Origin of the sequence: Enterococcus sp. 3H8_DIV0648 (assembly GCF_002140655.1) — a bacterium.
GTDB lineage: Bacteria > Bacillota > Bacilli > Lactobacillales > Enterococcaceae > Enterococcus_A > Enterococcus_A hulanensis.
This window is the reverse complement of record NZ_NGLG01000001.1, coordinates 82,348-100,254: the sequence shown is the minus strand read 5'-3', so window position 1 is coordinate 100,254 and position 17,907 is coordinate 82,348. Positions and strand designations below refer to the sequence as shown.

Below are 17,907 nucleotides of genomic sequence, written 5' to 3'. Positions count from 1 at the left end.
GTTAATTGCTAGCCAAATTTCCCTGAAATATAATCTTCGGTTTCTTGTTTTGCCGGGTCTAAGAAAATTTTCTTTGTTTTATCGAATTCGATCAATTCGCCTTGCAAGAAGAAGGCTGTACGATCAGAAATTCGTGATGCTTGTGACATGTTGTGAGTCACAATGATGATCGTATAATTTTCTTTCAATTCCAATAACATATTTTCGATCTTACCAGTTGATACAGGGTCCAAAGCGCTCGTTGGTTCATCCATAAGAATAACCTCCGGGTTGACCGCTAAAACGCGAGCAATACAAACTCGTTGTTGCTGTCCACCAGATAGCGACAAGGCACTCTCATGCAGTTTATCTTTAACGTCGTTCCAAACGGAAGCAGCCTTCAAGCTTTCTTCTACAACTTGATCAAGTTTGCTTTTATCCTTTTCACCCTTTAATTTTAACCCATAAATGACGTTCTCGTAAATCGAAAAAGGAAAAGGATTGGGTTGTTGGAAAACCATGCCGATTTCTTTTCGCAAATTTACCGTGTCTGTCTTCGGGCTATAAATATCCTTGCCTTTATACATGACACTTCCGGTAATCGTAACGCCGGGAATCAAATCATTCATCCGATTCAACGAACGTAAGTAAGTCGATTTCCCGCAACCAGAAGGTCCGATCATCGCAGTGATCTCGCCCTTTTCGATTTCCATATCAATGCCCTTTAAGGCTTCTTTTTTACCATAATATAAATGAAGGTCTTTGGAAGTAATAATCTTCGACATTCAATTTCCTCCGTCTCTTAACCAAAGTGTCCTGAAACATAATCTTCAGTCGCTTGGATTTTCGGCCGCGTGAAGATTTTTGCTGTATCATCGTACTCGATGACATTTCCCAAATAAAAGAAAGCTGTGTAGTCGCTGATTCGGGCAGCTTGCTGCATGTTATGGGTCACGATGATAATCGTATAATTTTCTTTCAGCTGTACCAGTGTTTCCTCAACTTTACCAGTTGAAATCGGGTCTAGGGCGCTAGCTGGTTCATCCAAAAGTAAAATATCAGGTTTCATAGCAATTGCTCGTGCAATACACAATCGTTGTTGTTGTCCACCGGAAAGAGCTAAAGCACTCTTATCTAGATTGTCTTTGACTTGGTCCCACAACGCTGCTTGTTTTAAACTAGTTTCTACAATTTCTTCCAACTGATGCTTATCCCGCATACCATGCTGTTTCAAAGCAAAAGTAATATTGTCACGAATCGATTTGCTGAAAGGATTCGGCCGTTGAAACACCATGCCGATACGCTTGCGCATTTCGTAAACATCGATGTTCGATGCGTTGACATCAACATCTTTATAAACGATCTTACCTGTTACACTAGCGCTGGCGATACCATCGTTCATTCGATTAAGTGAACGTAGATAGGTCGACTTGCCGCAACCGGAAGGTCCGATCAAAGCGGTGATTTTATTTTTTTCGAATTCAAGATCGACACCCTTAATGGCTTCGTTATCGCCATAGTAAACATGCAGGTCTTCTGTATGCAACGCAATTTCACCAGGCATGCTGATAATGTTGCGTTCCTCCCAATTATATTCTTTCATTGAATTTCTCCTAGTTCATACTATTGTTGAAATTTTTCTTTCGTAAAAATTTCTCGGATTTTCACGCCGTATATCATCCAACTATCTGCCTTACACCTTAATAAACTTAATAATTCTTTCTCACTTCTTCTATAATGTGTATTGGCAAAGTTGGACTGACATCCTACTTCATACTATTGTTGAAATTTTTCTTTCCTAAAATCCAAAGATGCCGTATATTATTCCAGCCTGCTAAAGCAAGATATACGTAGCAACGTTAAATCAGAATTTTTAGGCTGAAGTCATTTTTCTATGAAGTCTCTTTCCGATGGCCCGGGCCCCAAAATTAAATAATAGGACCGCTAAAATCAAGACTGCTGATGCGCCAGCCGATACTGCTGTGCCGTCCGGCATCGTTCCTTCAGTATTGATTTTCCAGATATGCACGGCCAATGTTTCTGCCTGGCGGAAAATACTTAATGGGCTCGAAACACTCAATGGATTGAGATTGGTAAAATCTAACGCTGGAGCACTTTGTCCGGCTGTGTAGATCAAAGCTGCCGCTTCACCGAAGATTCGGCCTGAGCTCAAAATCACACCAGTCAAAATCCCTGGTAAAGCATCTGGCACAACGATTTTCGTGACTGTCTCCCAACGCGATAGACCTAAAGCTAAGCCAGCCTCACGTTGCGTATAATGAATCGCTCTTAAAGATTCTTCGATATTTCTTGTCAGTAACGGTAAGTTGAACAGAGTCAATGCCAAAGCGCCGGAAAGGATCGAGAAGCCGTAACCGAATTGAATAACAAAAATCAAGAACCCAAACAAACCGACAACAACTGAAGGCAATGAGCTTAGAATTTCAATTGAGGTACGAATGACATTCGTCACCCAATTTTTCTTTGCGTATTCCGATAAATAAATTCCCGCGCCAAGCGAGATAGGTAAACTGATGATCATAGTAATCAACAGCAGATAAATCGAGTTGAACAATTGAATTCCGATCCCGCCGCCTTTTTGATAGGCTTTTGAAGGGGAGGTCAAAAATTCCCAAGATACATGCGGCAAGCCGCGAATTAAAATGTAAAGTAGGAGAAATGCCAATATCGCAACAATCAAAGCTGAGATAATGTAAAGGACGCCCGTGGCGATTTTATCTGCACGTTTTGCTTTATCCATTTGTTATCTCCCCTTTCTTTCCAATATAGCGAATCAAAATATTGAAAACTAAAGACATGAATAATAGGATCAACGCTAATGACCACAAGACATTATTTTCTACTGTACCCATGATCGTATTTCCGATTCCCATCGTCAAAATCGAAGTTAATGTTGAAGCTGGTGTCGTTAAACTTGTCGGAATTAATGCCGCATTTCCGATCACCATTTGGATCGCTAAAGCTTCACCAAAGGCACGGGCCATGCCGAAGACAACCGCCGTCAAAATTCCCGGTACTGCCGCCCGTAAAACAACTTTATAAATCGTTTGCCAACGCGTTCCGCCTAATGCTAATGAAGCTTCGCGGTAATGACGCGGCACGGATTTCAACGTATCCACCGTCATCGTCGTAACGGTAGGTAAAATCATTACAAACAAAACGAAAGTCCCAGACAAAATACCAAAACCCGTTCCGCCAAAAATCGAACGGATAAACGGTACGATCACTGTTAAGCCAATAAAGCCATAAACAACAGAAGGGATTCCTACTAATAATTCAATGACCGGCTGTAAAAACTTTTGTCCTTTGTTAGGTGAAATCTCAGTCATAAAGACAGCCGCACCAATCGCAAACGGAGTCGCTACGATCGCTGATAAAAATGTAACCATGAACGATCCTAAAATCATCGGCAACGCGCCTACTAATGGTTGACCATCTGATCCAGTTGCACTAGGATTCCAGACCGTTCCAAATAAGAAGTCGAATACATTAATTTTATCTACAAAAAAGGTTGATAGTCCTTTACTCGCTACAAAATAGAAAATCGCTCCTACGACAAGTACGATCAACGCGATACAAATGAAACTAATAAAACGACCTCGCTGTTCGATTTTCGCCCGCTTTGATTTCGTCGTCAGCGCTTTTTTTACATCTTCATTTTCCAAAGCTACTCCTCCTGATTCCTTCAAGCTAATCCACTCGGTTTTTTGCAAACCAACAAAGTCATTCTACCTGTTGAAAATCAATTTCCTTTTAATGTCCTGTAACGCTTCCATGACAATTGTAAAGAAAGTGTAAACCAGATTAGAGACTTCCTGCAACAGAACTGCTTAGTAATTCATCAAGAATGATAAATGCTGTTATCTAGTCGATACAAAAAAAACGACAAAAAAAGCAGCATCCAAAAATAGATACTGCTAAAAAAATTATCTGTCTTGCCAATCCCACCAATTTTGTTTATCCGGCGGCAAGTTGCCGTCATTATCAGCATAATGTACCGCCAAACGATAAACATACAAAGCGCACCGGTCAACTTTCGCCCCTTGTACTACACAATCTTTTAAATAGATTTCCTCTGGGTCCTGCTTTTTCAGCGAAGCGACATCCGGATAGCCTGCTCTAATCAGATGCTGTTCCATATTTTTTCCAATGCCGGGAATCGCTTGTAAATTATTTTCCATTGTCTATCATCCCTCTTTGTATTCAGTAAAGGTCAACACATAACCATCGGGATCTGTAATAACAAATTCCTTCGCTCCATAAAAAGTTGCATGAGGTTCCGTATAGATTGGATAAGCTTTTTTAGTATTGGTATAAAATTCTTCAAAATTTTCAATCGTAATATACAAAGTGATCGACGGTTGAATTTTTTCTGTCGCTAAAATAGGATACTCTTCGCTCAAATTACTTTTTTCCTGCAGCATCAGCGTAACGGCCTCTTTAGCAAGGATCGCAAACTGCAAACTTTGATCATTTGCTGGAACTGAAGCTACTACTTCTAATCCAAGAATCTCTTGATAAAACGCCACAGATTTATCTACACTTGCCACCATCAAATTCGTTGTTATATTTTTATACATTTTAACTGCCTCCTAACTTATAGCCTAATTCTAACAAGGCAGCGAAAAATTTTATTGTAAAAATGCGTCATTTTTTATAGCGGGCCATTAATTCCAAAGGCGTGATGCCCAAATGACGTTTGAAGTCCTTGTTAAAATGCGGTTGATCATAATAGTTCGTAACAGTTAAAATATCTGCTGGCTTCGCTTGGTTTGAAGTTAGAATCTGCAAGCAGCGTTGAAACCTTAAAATACTCAATACCATTTTAGGTGTTAATCCAAAATTTTTTGCGAATAATCGTTGGCACTGACGCGGACTAAAATAGAGCAGCTCATATAGTTCCTTGGTCGTCTGGGGAATTTTCTCAGCTAATCGTGGGAAAAGCTGAGTAAACTCATTCGGCTGTTCGCCTGAAAACTTTTTCGTCAGATATTTCTGAAACTGCTCTTTAGCCGCTTCAAATGATAAAGCAAAAAAAGTCTCTAAATTCAAATCATCAAAAACCTCTTGCAGCAAAATGAAATCATCCATCGCCTGCCCAGCAGGTAACCCAGTTAATTGATGAAAAGCCCCCGGCATCATACGAGCCCCAAAAAAGCGCGCCGGCGTTTCAATTTCGTAATCAAAATCAGTCTGCTGATTTCCTGTGAAAAAAAGCTGCTTTTGATCGTAATCGACAATCAAATCGATACAACCATCAGCGATGATTACATTTTTGACTCGTGTCTGCTCGTTTACTTTTGGAAACATCTCCCAAAAGCACAATACAAAATCACTACATTCGGGAATCACTATCTCACGATAAGCCATTACTCGAGTAAAAGCTTCATTTAAAATAAAGGGTAGTTGAATCGGATAATACATCACAGTCATCCTCCTTGCTTTTGATCGACATTTTTTGCTTGTCGTTCTTCTATTACTTCATCTTCTATACTGCGAAAAAATGGATTAGTAAAAAGAGCACAGAAACATTCCGTGCCCTTCAAAAAATTCTTATTTTATTTCATTGCCCTGCCAATCACGTTCAACTTTCATATCGGAGATCGGAATATAGCCCAGTTGGGGAACAACTTTTCCCTGAACCTCTTTTGAAAGCATATAATCAAGAAAATCTTTGACTAGCTCGGTGGGCTTTCCTTTAGTATACATGTGCTCATATGCCCAAATTTTCCAATCGTTGGTCGTCACATTTTCATCAGTCGGTTCGATATTATCAATACTCAATGTTTGAACATCTTTTGTTACATAAGAAAAAGCCGTATAACTGATTGCTCCAGGGGTATCGGCAACGATTTGACGAACCATTCCGCTAGAATCCTGCTCTTGCGCACGTACCGCCGTCTTGCCGTCTAAGACCCACTGCTCAAATGTCGAACGTGTTCCACTGCCGGTCGCCCGGTTTAAGATTACGATATCTTGATCTTTTCCGCCAAGCTCTTTCCAGTTTTTGATCTCCCCTAGAAAAATCTTGCGCAAGTTCTCTAGTGAAATATTCGTTATACCGACATTCTTATTAACGATCGGAGTGATCCCAACAACAGCGACTTTATGATCAACTAATTTCTCAGCATCAATTCCATTTTTCTCCTCAGCAAATAAATCTGAATTGCCGATATCGACTGCCCCTGATTGTACCTGACTAAGCCCCGTGCCGCTTCCGCCGCCTTGGACATTAATAAATCTGCCTGGATTTTTACTTTGATACTCTTCTGCCACTGTTTCAACTAACGGCTGCAAGGCGGAAGACCCGACAGCAGTGATTGACTCGCCGCGATCGATCCATTTTGAACAACCAGATAAAAGCAGAAGCGTACCCAATAGGGGAATTAACCATTTCTTCATGAAAAAGCTCCTTATTCATTTTTAAGTATTCATTTTTCAAAAAAACGAAAAATGATTCTTATTTTCATGCCGTATACCATTCAACTACCAGCACACAAGTTTAGTTTGTTTATATAATTCTAACTGAACCGCTAATTAATTACACTGATAAAAGTTGAACTGGCATCCTTATTCATTTTTAAGTATTCATTCGTCACTTTTACGTTTGACTCACTAAACAAGCTAGTTCATTTTATACTATCAAACCATGAAAGCGCAAATGATTTTTATAAGAGCGGTGAAATCAAGCGGGCAATCCCTTCTTTAAACTTAATCACAGTACCGCGCTGATCATATTTTTCTTGTGTTAGAAGCTCCGACTTCATTGAATCCTTATGAATTTCCTCACGTAATTCTTCCGCAAAGGCGGCGTCATAAACGATCGTGTTTACTTCAAAGTCCAATTTAAAGGAACGAACATCAATATTAGCCGAACCAACCGAAGCAATCCCGCCATCGATTACCATAGTCTTCGCATGAATAAATCCATTTTCATATGTCTCAATAATTGCGCCGTATTCCAACAATTCAGCCGCAAACGAATACGTTGCCCAATATACCAAGATGTGGTCAGGCTTATTCGGTATCTGCATTCGAACTTTAACACCAGAAAGCAGCGCCAATTTCAATGCTTCATGAATTGGTGCATCGGGAATATAATAAGGCGTTTGAATCAAAATTTCCTTTTTAGCCAAATTGATCATTTTTAAATAAGTCAATTTGATCTGCTCGTGCTCACTGTCTGGTCCACTGCTGACGATCTGCAAAGCCAATTTCCCTTCCGATTCAATCTCTGGAAAATAATCGGGTTGATAAACCAGCTCATTTTTTTGTTGCGAATTCCAATCCATCAAAAAGCGGTTTTGCAATGTATAAACGGCCTGTCCATGGATACGCAGATGATTATCTCGCCAATAACCAAACTTTTCCACTAATCCCAGGTATTCATCGCCAACATTGAACCCGCCGGTATAACCAATCTCGCCATCAATCACCACGATTTTTCGGTGATTACGATAATTCATTCGTGGATTTAAATATGGTAAAAATAGCGGGAAGAAAAAGTCTACCTCGCCTCCTGCTTCGATCAAAGGCGCAAGAAAACGACGATTAACTTGCGTAGAACCCCAAGCATCCAAAAGCAAACGTACCTTCACGCCGCGTGAAACAGCATCGACTAATGCTTCTCGGACCTCAAGACCCAAATCATCTGCTCGATAAATATAATATTCCATATGGATGTGATATTTCGCTTGCTTGATGTCTTCAATCAATGCATCAAACTTTTCACGACCATCCGTATAAAGCGTGACCTCATTATTAGTAGTATATAAAGAACTTTCAAACATCGTCAGCATGTAAATCAGCTGTCGCGGATCGACTTGATTGGTCGTTGGTTTTGGAAATAGTCCTCGTGCCAATGCTCGCTGCTGCTGCTGGACTTCAACGTTCATCCCGATTTTAGTCTGCATCTTCAAATCAAAGATACGTTCTTTAGAGATTCCTTTCCCGAAGAAAACGTATAAAACAAAGCCCACGACGGGAATAAAGGTCAAAACTAATAACCACGCCCACGTATTGACTGTATCTTTACGTTCTCGAAAAACAATAATAAAAGATAAAATAGTGTTGATCACCAAAAAAAATAAACCTAAGTGCTCTGTCACAAAAGACATGCCTCCACACTCCTTCTTCTAAAGGATAGCCGAGAAAATGATTAAAGTAAACAATGTGCCCTAACCATTTTCGCCATTTTGTAAAAGCATCTCAATGTGAGGGATTTCATCTTCTAAATATACTTCGGAATTTTGTTCAAAACCAAATGAGCGATAAAAATCGACTAAATGCGCTTGTGCCGAAATAATAACCGGTCGATCAGGATAGCGTTTTTCAATTTCTGATAACGTTGTCGCTACAATTTTTCGTCCTAATTGTTGCCCGCGATATTTTTTCACGACCAGCACACGACCAAAATGGATTGCCTCATCCTCTTCTAAAATTCGTGCATACGCCTGCAGCTCGCCATTTTCTTCCAGACAAACATGCAGCGCATGACGATCCGCCTCGTCAACTTCCTGATAAGGACACTCTTGCTCCACAACAAAGACAGCCGTGCGAGCTTGGAAAATTGTTACTAACTCTTGCGGGGTTAACTCATCCGTTGTTTTAATCATAATAACCTCCTATTTTTAATAAAAATAGTTTAACCCATTTTTTGTTTAATGTCCGCTAGTAACCTTAATTCCGATGATTCCCACTACTAAAAGCACGACGAAAAAGCTTGTCAAAAGTGATAAATGATCTTTGAAGAAAAGTACTCCGATCAAAATCGAACCCACTGCTCCGATCCCTGTCCAAATCGGATAGGCCAAACTCATCGGCAGCGCATGAAGCGACTTTGCCAAAAAATAGAAGCTGGCAATCATGCCGATTATTGTTAACAGCGAATAATTCAATTTGCTGAACCCTTCACTCATTTTCATCATCGTTGCCCAAAACATTTCAAAAACTCCTGCTACAATCAAAGATACCCATGCCATAATACATACTCCTCCTAAAATAATATGATTTTGTCTAACGCACCAAGCAAATCAACTGTAAAAATAGAAATGACAAAAGGGAGTCCAATTTCTTCAATGACCTAACGAAATTGGCTCCCTTGCTCGGTAGCGTTTTATTCACTTGTCTCCCATCTTAGAACCTTTTATTGAAAAAGGCAAGACCAAACATTTATTTTTTTCATAGAAAGACTTCTCGAACTCGCTCAGCTTTTGAGCACCGAGTAGGTACTGTTCCACATCAGCTCCAAAAACCGATCGCTGTGTAGAAAAGCTAGTTCGTGAAGCTGGACATCGTTAAAGCTGTTGATTCAACGTTTTACTTGTGAATTTCTTATACTTTCTGGCAGCAAAAAAACTTCTCCAAATAAATCAGAGAAGTTTATTTTTTTAAATCTTCAAGAAGCGACGCATTGAAATGACCGATCCAATTGAACCAATCAAGTATCCGCCAACAGCCATTGTAATATCCAAGATCCAAACAATTTGGCTTGGACGCAGCAATTCTAGATTTGATTGTAATAAATAAGGAGCTGCTAAACCATATACTTGTGAGTAGCCATACGTTAAGACTAGAATTGGCACGATTGAACCAATCAAGCCGATCCAACCGCCTTCAAGGAAGAATGGCCAACGAATATATCCGTTCTTAGCACCCACGAGACGCATGATTTGAATTTCCGTTTTACGTGAAATAATCGTGATTCGAATCGTATTGGAAATCAAGAAAATTGCTACAAAGATTAACAATGCTGCTGCAGCTAGACCCCAAGTACGAACAACTTTTGACATCTGAATGATTCGATCGGCTGAGTTACCACCATAGTTAGCGCGGAAAACATTTGGAAGCTGACTTGCTTCACGGGTTACTGGTTTAATGTATTGCGCATCTGTTGCACTGACCACGTACACGTCGTAAAGCGGGTTGCTGTCGCCTTCGAATAGATCCCAAGCGTCACCCATTTGTTTTTGCAACTTTTTCAGCTGGTCTGTTTTACTAGAGAATGTTACCTTATCAACATGGCTGATATCCTGTAATTCAGATTTCAACTCTTTTAAGTCTTTATCTTTTGTACCGATATCAACAAAGACCGTTACTTCAACATTGCCTTCAACGTCTTGTGCTAATTTTGTCGCATTCATGATTAATGCCATAAAGATTCCAGCCATCGTTAATGTGATCGTCACCGCACTGACAGATGCCAATGTCATCCACCCATTACGTTTGACACTCTTGACACTTTCCAACAAATGTCGGAAGAAATTTCTAATCATCAAACTCGTATTCTCCTTCCGCTTCATCTCGAACGATCAATCCATTTTCAATCGCGATCAAACGATGGCGCATTGTATCTACGATCGTTTTGTTGTGTGTGGCCATTACGATCGTTGTTCCTTGGTTATTGATCCGTTCTAATAGATGCATGATTTCCCAAGATGTATCTGGGTCCAAATTACCAGTTGGTTCATCGGCAATCAAAACTTTCGGTGTGTTTACAATCGCCCGTGCAATCGAAACACGCTGCTGCTCTCCACCAGATAACTCACTTGGAAATACGCGGACTTTGTGTTTCAAGCCAACGAGGTCCAAAACTTCCATAACACGTTTCTTGATATCCCGCGGTTTACGTCCGATTACTTGCATTGCGTAAGCAACATTTTCATAAACTGTCTTACGGGGCAATAATTTGAAGTCCTGGAAAACAACGCCGACATCACGACGCAGATAAGGAACTTCTTTATTTTTGATTTTCAATAAATCATGACGAGCAACATCCAGCACTTTTCCAGAAGTTGCCTTTTCTTCACGATACATCAACTTGATAAAGGTAGATTTTCCGCTACCAGAGGGACCAACGACATAGACGAACTCACCTTGATCGATACGGACCGAAATCCCACGTACAGCAGTTGTCTTATTAGGATATTTTTTTGTTACATCCTGCATTTCAATCATGCTTTATCTCTCCAAATCCTCTTAAATTCTTTGCTATTATAGCATGCCAACATTGCAACTGGCTTTCATTACTTTACAATTTGATTTCATTTTAGCATTAAGCATCTTGTGCTAAGCGCCATTTCAAGTAAGCATCAATGAAAGGATCTAATTCGCCGTCCATTACTGCCTGTACATTTCCCGTCTCATATTCAGTACGATGGTCTTTTACCATCGAGTAAGGATGAAAAACGTAAGAACGAATTTGTGAACCCCAGCCAATTTCTTTTTGTTCACCACGTAAAGCAGCAGCTTCTTGCTCCTTCTTTTCGATCTCTAATTGATAAAGCTTCGCCTTCAACATCTGCATCGCAGTCTCACGATTATGAAATTGCGAACGTTGCGCTTGACTAGCTACCACCGTTCCAGTTGGCAAGTGAGTGATCCGCACAGCAGAAGAAGTTTTATTAATATGCTGTCCACCCGCACCACTGGCTCGATAAACATCCACCTTCAAATCATCTGGATTAATCTCAACTTCGATATTTTCATCCAATTCAGGCATAACTTCGACAGAACAAAATGAAGTATGGCGGCGACTAGCAGAGTCAAATGGAGAGATACGAACTAAACGATGCACCCCTTTTTCTGATTTCAAATATCCATATGCATTAGTTCCCTTGATCATCAACGTGACACTCTTGATTCCCGCTTCATCACCTGATTGATAATCGATCGTCTCAACTGAAAAACCATGCTGGTCTGCCCAACGAGTATACATTCGTAAAAGCATTGAACCCCAGTCTTGAGATTCTGTTCCGCCAGCTCCTGGATGAAGCTCTAGGATCGCATTATTTTTATCATAAGGTTCATCTAATAAAAGTGACAACTCAAAACCAGCGATTTTTTCTTGCAGCTCAATTAAGCGTTCTTCCAGTTCAGTTTGCAACTCGACATCAAATTCTTCCTGCTGCATTTCCCACATAACGTTCAATTCATCATTTTCATTTGCTATCGCTTGAAACTGATCATAGGTTTCTTTTAAGGTATTGTTGCGATTGATCAGTGCTTGGGCTTTTTCTGAATCATCCCAAAAACCAGGCGCAGTCATTTGATTTTCTGCTTCTGCAATATCCTCTTCTAACTGCTCGAGGTCAAAGAGACCCCCTGAAGCTTACGACCTGCTCTTGCATCGTGTCTAACAAATTTCGAATTTCTGCGTTTTCCAAATCTATTCCTTCTTTCTCACGGGTAAAAAATCACCCGTTTAACCAATAATTCCAAAAATAGCCGGCTCAATTAGTAGTATATAATTTTTCCGTACACCTGTCCTTCAACAAAGTATCTCGGCTTCAATACTAGGCTCTAACAAAGCGGCTTTATTCCATAATTCATCAAATTTTCAAAGGCAGAACTGTCAAAAGACGAGACATAGCAGCTATGTCCCGTCCTGAAGGTTCTTTTCTCGTAAAAGATTATTGTCCTTTACCATGGCAGTTTTTATATTTCTTACCGCTGCCGCAAGGACATGGATCATTTCGTCCAACTTTTTCTACGTGGACCGGCTTTTGTTTTGTATGCGTTAAATTCTTCGGATCGCCATCAGCTTCTACAGGATGCTCTTGTTGATTTTGTGCTACTTGCTCCCGTTGAACGTTTTGGCGAATTTCTGCTTTCATAAAGAGACGCGTAACTTCAAACTCAATAGCACCAACCATGTCCTCAAACATTTTGTAGCCTTCTGTTTGATATTCAACTAATGGATTGTTTTGTCCATAAGCACGAAGTCCTACAGATTGACGCAATTGATCCATCGCATCGATGTGATCCGTCCATTTCGTGTCTACAACACGCAAGATAACTACTTTTTCAAATTCCAATAGTTGCTCAGGACTTTGTAATTGAGACACTTTTGTATCAAAGACAGCTTTCGCACGATCATATAAATAATCTTTCATCTCTTCTGGCGATTTGCCTTCAAAATCTGCTTTTGAAACAGAATCTTCATGAACTAATGTCGCTCCAGCAAAATCTGCTAACGCTTCAAGGTTCCAATTATCTTTTTCTAACTGAGTATGGCTATCCACAACGCGTGAAATTGTCCGGCGTACCATGTTTAGCAAGTTCGGAGTTAAATCTTTTTCACCCATAATTACATCTTGACGTTGTTTATAGATAACTTCCCGTTGTTCACGCATTACATCGTCATATTGCAAGACGTTTTTACGTGTGTCGTAGTTGTTGCCTTCCACTCGTTTTTGAGCAGATTCAACTTGGCGAGTCAACATTTTGCTTTGAATAACTGCATCCTCATCTTCAACTTTCATTCGATCTAAGAAAGCTTTGATTCGTTCAGAACCAAAACGTTTCATCAAATCATCTTCTAATGAAAGATAAAATTGTGAAACACCCGGATCTCCTTGACGTCCTGAACGTCCACGCAACTGATTATCAATACGGCGTGATTCATGACGTTCTGTACCAATAACGGCTAATCCGCCTAATTCAACAACACCAAGACCTAATTTGATATCGGTTCCTCGACCGGCCATATTGGTAGCGATCGTAACTGATCCTTTTTGTCCCGCGTTCATAATGATTTCCGCTTCTTTAAAGTGGTTCTTCGCATTTAGAACTTCATGCGGAACTTTCTCACGGTCCAACATATTTGAAAGCAGTTCAGACGTTTCAACAGCCACTGTACCAACTAGAATCGGTTGACCTTTACGGTGACGTTCTTTGATGTCTTGTACCACCGCATGGAATTTGCTTTCCAAGGTTGGATATAACAAATCTGCATGGTCTTCTCGAACAATTGGGCGGTTTGTTGGAATTTGAATTACTTCAATATTGTAAATTTCACGGAATTCTTCTTCTTCCGTTTTAGCTGTACCAGTCATCCCGGCAAGTTTTTTATACATCCGGAAATAGTTTTGGAAAGTAATGGTTGCCATTGTTTTGGTTTCATCTTCGATCTCAACCGATTCTTTCGCTTCGATCGCTTGGTGCAAACCATCAGAATAACGACGGCCATCCATGATACGTCCAGTAAATTGGTCAACGATCAAGACTTTACCTTCCTGAACCACATAATCAATATCACGAATCATGATAAAGTTTGCTCGTAAAGCTTGATCTAAATGGTGAGTCAAAGCAGTATTGTCTAAATCATACAAGTTTTCTAAGCCGAAGTTTTCTTCTGCTTTTTCAATTCCCTGTTCTGTTAAGCCGATTGTTTTTGATTGGATATCGATCTTGAAATCTTCATCCTCTTTCAAACGTTTCACGAAGTTATCTGTCCGTGTGTAAAGCGCCGTTGATTTTTCTGCCGCACCGGAAATGATCAATGGTGTCCGCGCTTCATCAATCAAGATTGAGTCTACTTCATCGACGATCGCATAGTTTAATGGACGTTGAACCATTTGGCTTTGGTAAACTACCATGTTGTCACGCAAATAGTCAAACCCAAGCTCATTATTCGTACTGTATGTGATGTCACAGTTGTAGGCTTCACGCTTTTCATCCGCAGTTTTCGAATTGATGTTCAAACCAACACTCAAACCTAAGAAATTATACAACTCACCCATTTCAGTCGAGTCCCGTGTTGCTAAATATTCATTTACTGTAACTACGTGAACCCCTTCGCCTGTTAATGCATTTAAATAAACTGGCATCGTTGCTGTCAATGTTTTACCTTCACCAGTTTTCATTTCAGGGATATTGCCATCGTGTAAAACAACCCCACCCATTAATTGGACATGATATGGGTATAGACCTAAGACACGTTTTGCTGCTTCACGAACCACTGCGAATGCTTCTGGCAGTAATTCATCTAGCGTTTCACCCGCTTGGTAACGCCCTCTAAATTCTTCGGTTTTACCGCGTAATTGTCCATCTGACAATTTTTCCATGTCGCCAGAAAATTCTTCGACCTTGTCAGCAATCACACTTAATCTTTTTAATTCTTTTTTATCATTCTCAATCATTCGTTTCAGAAAGTTTGCCATTCGTTTATCTTACTCCTTTATTTCTTTTCATTTTCTATTTTTCGATAGAAACCCGCTAGTATATTTTATCATTAGTCTTTGAGAAAAGAAACTTCTCATAGCGAATAAACCTCGACTTATATAAATGATTAATCTTTTTTAGTGATTTTCTTTAATAGCAAGGCTTACAAGGAGTGAATCTGCATAAAAAACAGGGTCTTATCCTAAAACTTTATTTTCAATCAAAATAAAAAACCTTCCAGCGAAACGCTGGAAGGCGATAAATTTCTGTTAATCTGTTTCGATTAATCCATATTTGCCGTCTTTACGACGATAAACGATACTTGTACCGTTTGTTTCAGCATCTTCAAAGATAAAGAAATTATGTCCAAGCATATTCATTTGTAAGACCGCTTCTTCGCTGCCCATTGGTTTCAATGATAAGCGTTTTGTACGAACGATTTCTAATTCAGATTCTTCTGAATCTTCTGCGTTCACTAACACTTCCACTTCACGTTCTGGTACACCCGTTTCACGAGCTTTACGATTAATTTTTGTTTTAAACTTGCGGATTTGACGTTCCAATTTATCCACAACCAAATCAATACTTGCATATAAATCTGGTGAAGTTTCTTCCGCCCGAAGAACCAAGTAAGGTAATGGGATCGTTACTTCAACTTTTGCCGTTTTTTCTGTGTAAACTTTCAAATTGACATAAGCAGTTGCGTCCGGAACATCAGTGAAGTAGCGTTCTAACTTTCCTACTTTCTTTTCAACGTAATTGCGGATAGCTTCTGTAACTTCGATGTTTTCCCCACGAACATTATATTTGAACATACGTATTGCCCCTTTCGTCTTGCCAACTGAAGATTAAGGAAGGACCACTCTTACCTCTTCTTCTTATCTCTATTATATCGAAATCTAATCCTTTTGCAAAGTAAATCGCTATCAAATTACAAAGCTAAAAGAATGCATTTTAGCGTGCAAAAGTCAAGCTTTTCACCGTTTCTGCGCCACTTTTATAAAGCAATTCTGCTCCATGAAACAGCGTACGACCTGTCGTATAAACATCGTCAACTAATAAAACTTTCTGATTTCTAATTTTTTCAATTGGTACATTTAGTTCGAAAGGCTGCTTCATTTGTAAGCGTTCTTCACGTGATTTTTCTGACTGCGGCGCTAATTCACTGCGCTTTAGCAAAAGGTCATAAGAACGTTTCGTCAAATCTAGACACCCTCGTACCTGATTGAACCCTCTTTGTTCAAAACGCTCTTTTGAAAGCGGCAATGGACAAATCAAATATTCTTGATATTTTTGTAAAGCTTCGGTTAATTCCAAGACAAAAGCCCCACGCGTTCGATAATCTCCCGTAAATTTGTAAGTCTCAATCCATTGTCGAAAGCCCTCGTTATAGCTAAACAAACTGAAGTTCCTCATCACAAAACCAAGCTCTTGCTGCCATAAACAACAATCATGACACAACTCTGTTGAATTTGGTCGACCACAACCTGGACAGACTTGTGATTGATCTATTTTTGAAAATAATTGTTCACAGTGATAGCATCGCTGACTGCTTGGAAAAAATAATTCCCGCAAGGTTAGATTATTAATTAATTCTTTTTGGCAACAACTACAGCGCATCAATTAATCCCTCCTGCAACGCCTGACGATTATTTTCTTCAATTTCTTTAATCGCTTTTTTTATCGAAATAGTTACTTCACTCGTGATAAAAATCACCTCAGCATGAGTATAACCACCCTTACGATCCGCTCTTCCTGCGATTTGAACCAGCGCTGATCTATTAAAAACACGATGTGAGGCCTGCAATACAACAACCGATACTTTTTCAAAGGTTATACCACGCTCAAGAATAGTCGTTGTTATAAGCAATTGGTATTTACCCGCTCGCATATTTTCGACTTTTATCAGCCGCTCTTGGTCCTGTGAAAAAACAGTTGTCAAACGTACTTCTGGAAATTTTTTTTCAATATAGCTGGCTATGTTTGCTAACAAAGAGATACTAGGACAGAAAAGCAAAACATTGTTTTGTTCTAATAACCTGCCGATTTTCATCAAAATATTTTCAGAGAGTTGTCCTTTGATTAAGTATTTTTCTAAATGCCAAGAAAATAGCAGTTGCGGAACGGGTAAACGACGACGATGATAACGTGCTGGTAAATAATAAAGTCGATCTACCTCCTTTTTTAAAAAATCATCGGGGGTTGCACTTAAATAAATGCGATTTCCATCTATTTTTTGAGCGTCATCTACTGCACGATGCAATAATGGATCGGCTGCATAAGGAAACGCATCTACTTCATCAACAATGATCAGATCAAAGTAGCTGTGATAACGTAAAAGCTGATGGACTGTACATACAACAAAAACATCTCCGGCATCTTTTCGCTCTTGTCCATGGAAGAGGCTGATTTCTTCTTGCGGAAAAGCGTTACGAAAACGCAAATAAAGCTCGTTACAAACATCAACCCGAGGCGACGTTACCGCAATCCTTTTCCCTCGCTCCAACGAAGCTTTTAATAAAGGAAATAGAATCTCTGTTTTTCCTGCCCCCGTCACGGCCCAAATCAAAAATGTTTTTGCTACAGCTTGATTCTCCAATAAATTCTCTGCAATTTTATTTTGTGCAGGTGAAAGTTTTCCCGACCAGACAAGATTAACCTGCCTCGTGCATAATTCTTCAGCTGGAAAATAATACAGAAAACTGCGACTATCTACACGTCCCAAAGTTAGACAGTCTGTGCAGTAAAAAAAGCCTGCCGGCAGTTTCTCTTGAGAAATCCCTCCACAGCGTTGGCACAACCAACCATCTTCGACCTCTACCATTGCAGAAATTTTTTCAGCATATGCTAAATCTATCTGCGGGTAAAAAACCTGCCATTCCTTCCATAATAATCGTTGACCAGTTATTTCCATCTGAGTCCTCCTCTTTTCAAGAAACATACGCAAATTGACTTATCAATCTT

At 39.7% G+C, this 17,907-nt stretch carries 18 protein-coding genes; all 18 read right to left on the bottom strand.

Going from position 1 to position 17,907, the window contains the following annotated elements; all coding sequences use genetic code 11:
• Positions 1–8 precede the first annotated feature (8 nt).
• The 18 genes from pstB (A5875_RS00525) to A5875_RS00440 all read right to left on the bottom strand — a co-directional run bounded on the left by pstB (A5875_RS00525) (position 9) and on the right by A5875_RS00440 (position 17,857).
• Positions 9–764 (bottom strand): phosphate ABC transporter ATP-binding protein PstB, encoded by a 756-nt coding sequence (gene pstB / locus A5875_RS00525; protein ID WP_088931798.1) that lies wholly within the window; start codon positions 762–764, stop codon positions 9–11.
• A gap of 17 nt (positions 765–781) precedes the next feature.
• Positions 782–1,582 carry a phosphate ABC transporter ATP-binding protein PstB gene (pstB, locus tag A5875_RS00520; RefSeq protein ID WP_088931797.1) on the bottom strand — a complete coding sequence of 267 codons (801 nt, stop codon included), beginning with the start codon at positions 1,580–1,582 and terminating at the stop codon, positions 782–784.
• A gap of 270 nt (positions 1,583–1,852) precedes the next feature.
• On the bottom strand, positions 1,853–2,740 hold the full coding sequence (pstA, locus tag A5875_RS00515; RefSeq protein ID WP_088931796.1) for a phosphate ABC transporter permease PstA: 888 nt from the start codon (positions 2,738–2,740) through the stop codon (positions 1,853–1,855).
• A complete protein-coding gene (gene pstC / locus A5875_RS00510) occupies positions 2,733–3,665 on the bottom strand; it encodes a phosphate ABC transporter permease subunit PstC (protein WP_088931795.1) in 933 nt (310 codons plus the stop codon). Before pstC ends, pstA begins: the two co-directional genes overlap by 8 nt.
• Positions 3,666–3,926: 261 nt before the next feature.
• Positions 3,927–4,181: a helix-hairpin-helix domain-containing protein gene (locus tag A5875_RS00505; protein ID WP_088931794.1), complete on the bottom strand. Its 255-nt coding sequence runs from the start codon at positions 4,179–4,181 to the stop codon at positions 3,927–3,929.
• 6 nt (positions 4,182–4,187) lie between these two features.
• A complete protein-coding gene (locus A5875_RS00500; RefSeq protein WP_088931793.1) occupies positions 4,188–4,580 on the bottom strand; it encodes a VOC family protein in 393 nt (130 codons plus the stop codon).
• Positions 4,581–4,647: 67 nt separating this feature from the next.
• Positions 4,648–5,424 (bottom strand): helix-turn-helix domain-containing protein, encoded by a 777-nt coding sequence (locus tag A5875_RS00495; protein WP_088931792.1) that lies wholly within the window; start codon positions 5,422–5,424, stop codon positions 4,648–4,650.
• Between the two features lie 129 nt (positions 5,425–5,553).
• Positions 5,554–6,402, bottom strand: a complete 849-nt coding sequence (locus A5875_RS00490) for a phosphate ABC transporter substrate-binding protein PstS (RefSeq protein ID WP_088931791.1) — start codon at positions 6,400–6,402, stop codon at positions 5,554–5,556.
• A 266-nt stretch (positions 6,403–6,668) separates the two neighbouring features.
• A complete protein-coding gene (gene cls, locus A5875_RS00485) occupies positions 6,669–8,117 on the bottom strand; it encodes a cardiolipin synthase (protein ID WP_088931790.1) in 1,449 nt (482 codons plus the stop codon).
• Positions 8,118–8,177: 60 nt separating this feature from the next.
• Entirely contained in the window at positions 8,178–8,615 is a 438-nt protein-coding gene (locus tag A5875_RS00480) for a GNAT family N-acetyltransferase (RefSeq protein WP_088931789.1), read from the bottom strand.
• A 45-nt stretch (positions 8,616–8,660) separates the two neighbouring features.
• Positions 8,661–8,981, bottom strand: a complete 321-nt coding sequence (locus tag A5875_RS00475; RefSeq protein ID WP_088931788.1) for a DMT family transporter — start codon at positions 8,979–8,981, stop codon at positions 8,661–8,663.
• Positions 8,982–9,389: 408 nt separating this feature from the next.
• Positions 9,390–10,274: a permease-like cell division protein FtsX gene (gene ftsX, locus A5875_RS00470; RefSeq protein ID WP_088931787.1), complete on the bottom strand. Its 885-nt coding sequence runs from the start codon at positions 10,272–10,274 to the stop codon at positions 9,390–9,392.
• Positions 10,267–10,956 (bottom strand): cell division ATP-binding protein FtsE, encoded by a 690-nt coding sequence (ftsE, locus tag A5875_RS00465; protein WP_016181267.1) that lies wholly within the window; start codon positions 10,954–10,956, stop codon positions 10,267–10,269. The genes ftsX and ftsE overlap by 8 nt, the downstream gene beginning before the upstream one ends.
• A gap of 97 nt (positions 10,957–11,053) precedes the next feature.
• Positions 11,054–12,164, bottom strand: a protein-coding gene (prfB, locus tag A5875_RS00460) for a peptide chain release factor 2 (RefSeq protein WP_141108256.1) whose coding sequence is annotated in 2 segments (ribosomal slippage) — positions 11,054–12,091 and positions 12,093–12,164 — 1,110 coding nt in all. Because the reading frame shifts where the segments join, the coding sequence is not laid out codon by codon here.
• A 246-nt stretch (positions 12,165–12,410) separates the two neighbouring features.
• Positions 12,411–14,942: a preprotein translocase subunit SecA gene (secA, locus tag A5875_RS00455; RefSeq protein ID WP_088931785.1), complete on the bottom strand. Its 2,532-nt coding sequence runs from the start codon at positions 14,940–14,942 to the stop codon at positions 12,411–12,413.
• A gap of 270 nt (positions 14,943–15,212) precedes the next feature.
• On the bottom strand, positions 15,213–15,758 hold the full coding sequence (gene hpf / locus A5875_RS00450; RefSeq protein WP_067622946.1) for a ribosome hibernation-promoting factor, HPF/YfiA family: 546 nt from the start codon (positions 15,756–15,758) through the stop codon (positions 15,213–15,215).
• A gap of 139 nt (positions 15,759–15,897) precedes the next feature.
• Positions 15,898–16,563 carry a ComF family protein gene (locus A5875_RS00445; RefSeq protein ID WP_088931784.1) on the bottom strand — a complete coding sequence of 222 codons (666 nt, stop codon included), beginning with the start codon at positions 16,561–16,563 and terminating at the stop codon, positions 15,898–15,900.
• The gene (locus A5875_RS00440) at positions 16,553–17,857 is read right to left on the bottom strand and encodes a DEAD/DEAH box helicase (RefSeq protein WP_088931783.1); all 1,305 of its coding nucleotides are present in this window, start codon (positions 17,855–17,857) and stop codon (positions 16,553–16,555) included. Before A5875_RS00440 ends, A5875_RS00445 begins: the two co-directional genes overlap by 11 nt.
• Positions 17,858–17,907 lie beyond the last annotated feature (50 nt).

Bases quoted from the DNA above. Each gene is read 5' to 3' on its own strand.
- A5875_RS00445 (WP_088931784.1), bottom strand. From the start codon at position 16,563: ATGCGCTGTAGTTGTTGCCAAAAAGAATTAATTAATAATCTAACCTTG.
- A5875_RS00440 (WP_088931783.1), bottom strand. From the start codon at position 17,857: ATGGAAATAACTGGTCAACGATTATTATGGAAGGAATGGCAGGTTTTT.
- hpf (WP_067622946.1), bottom strand. From the start codon at position 15,758: ATGTTCAAATATAATGTTCGTGGGGAAAACATCGAAGTTACAGAAGCT.
- secA (WP_088931785.1), bottom strand. From the start codon at position 14,942: ATGGCAAACTTTCTGAAACGAATGATTGAGAATGATAAAAAAGAATTA.
- ftsE (WP_016181267.1), bottom strand. From the start codon at position 10,956: ATGATTGAAATGCAGGATGTAACAAAAAAATATCCTAATAAGACAACT.
- A5875_RS00475 (WP_088931788.1), bottom strand. From the start codon at position 8,981: ATGGCATGGGTATCTTTGATTGTAGCAGGAGTTTTTGAAATGTTTTGG.
- A5875_RS00495 (WP_088931792.1), bottom strand. From the start codon at position 5,424: ATGTATTATCCGATTCAACTACCCTTTATTTTAAATGAAGCTTTTACT.
- pstA (WP_088931796.1), bottom strand. From the start codon at position 2,740: ATGGATAAAGCAAAACGTGCAGATAAAATCGCCACGGGCGTCCTTTAC.
- A5875_RS00490 (WP_088931791.1), bottom strand. From the start codon at position 6,402: ATGAAGAAATGGTTAATTCCCCTATTGGGTACGCTTCTGCTTTTATCT.
- cls (WP_088931790.1), bottom strand. From the start codon at position 8,117: ATGTCTTTTGTGACAGAGCACTTAGGTTTATTTTTTTTGGTGATCAAC.
- pstB (WP_088931797.1), bottom strand. From the start codon at position 1,582: ATGAAAGAATATAATTGGGAGGAACGCAACATTATCAGCATGCCTGGT.
- ftsX (WP_088931787.1), bottom strand. From the start codon at position 10,274: ATGATTAGAAATTTCTTCCGACATTTGTTGGAAAGTGTCAAGAGTGTC.
- A5875_RS00480 (WP_088931789.1), bottom strand. From the start codon at position 8,615: ATGATTAAAACAACGGATGAGTTAACCCCGCAAGAGTTAGTAACAATT.
- A5875_RS00500 (WP_088931793.1), bottom strand. From the start codon at position 4,580: ATGTATAAAAATATAACAACGAATTTGATGGTGGCAAGTGTAGATAAA.
- A5875_RS00505 (WP_088931794.1), bottom strand. From the start codon at position 4,181: ATGGAAAATAATTTACAAGCGATTCCCGGCATTGGAAAAAATATGGAA.
- pstB (WP_088931798.1), bottom strand. From the start codon at position 764: ATGTCGAAGATTATTACTTCCAAAGACCTTCATTTATATTATGGTAAA.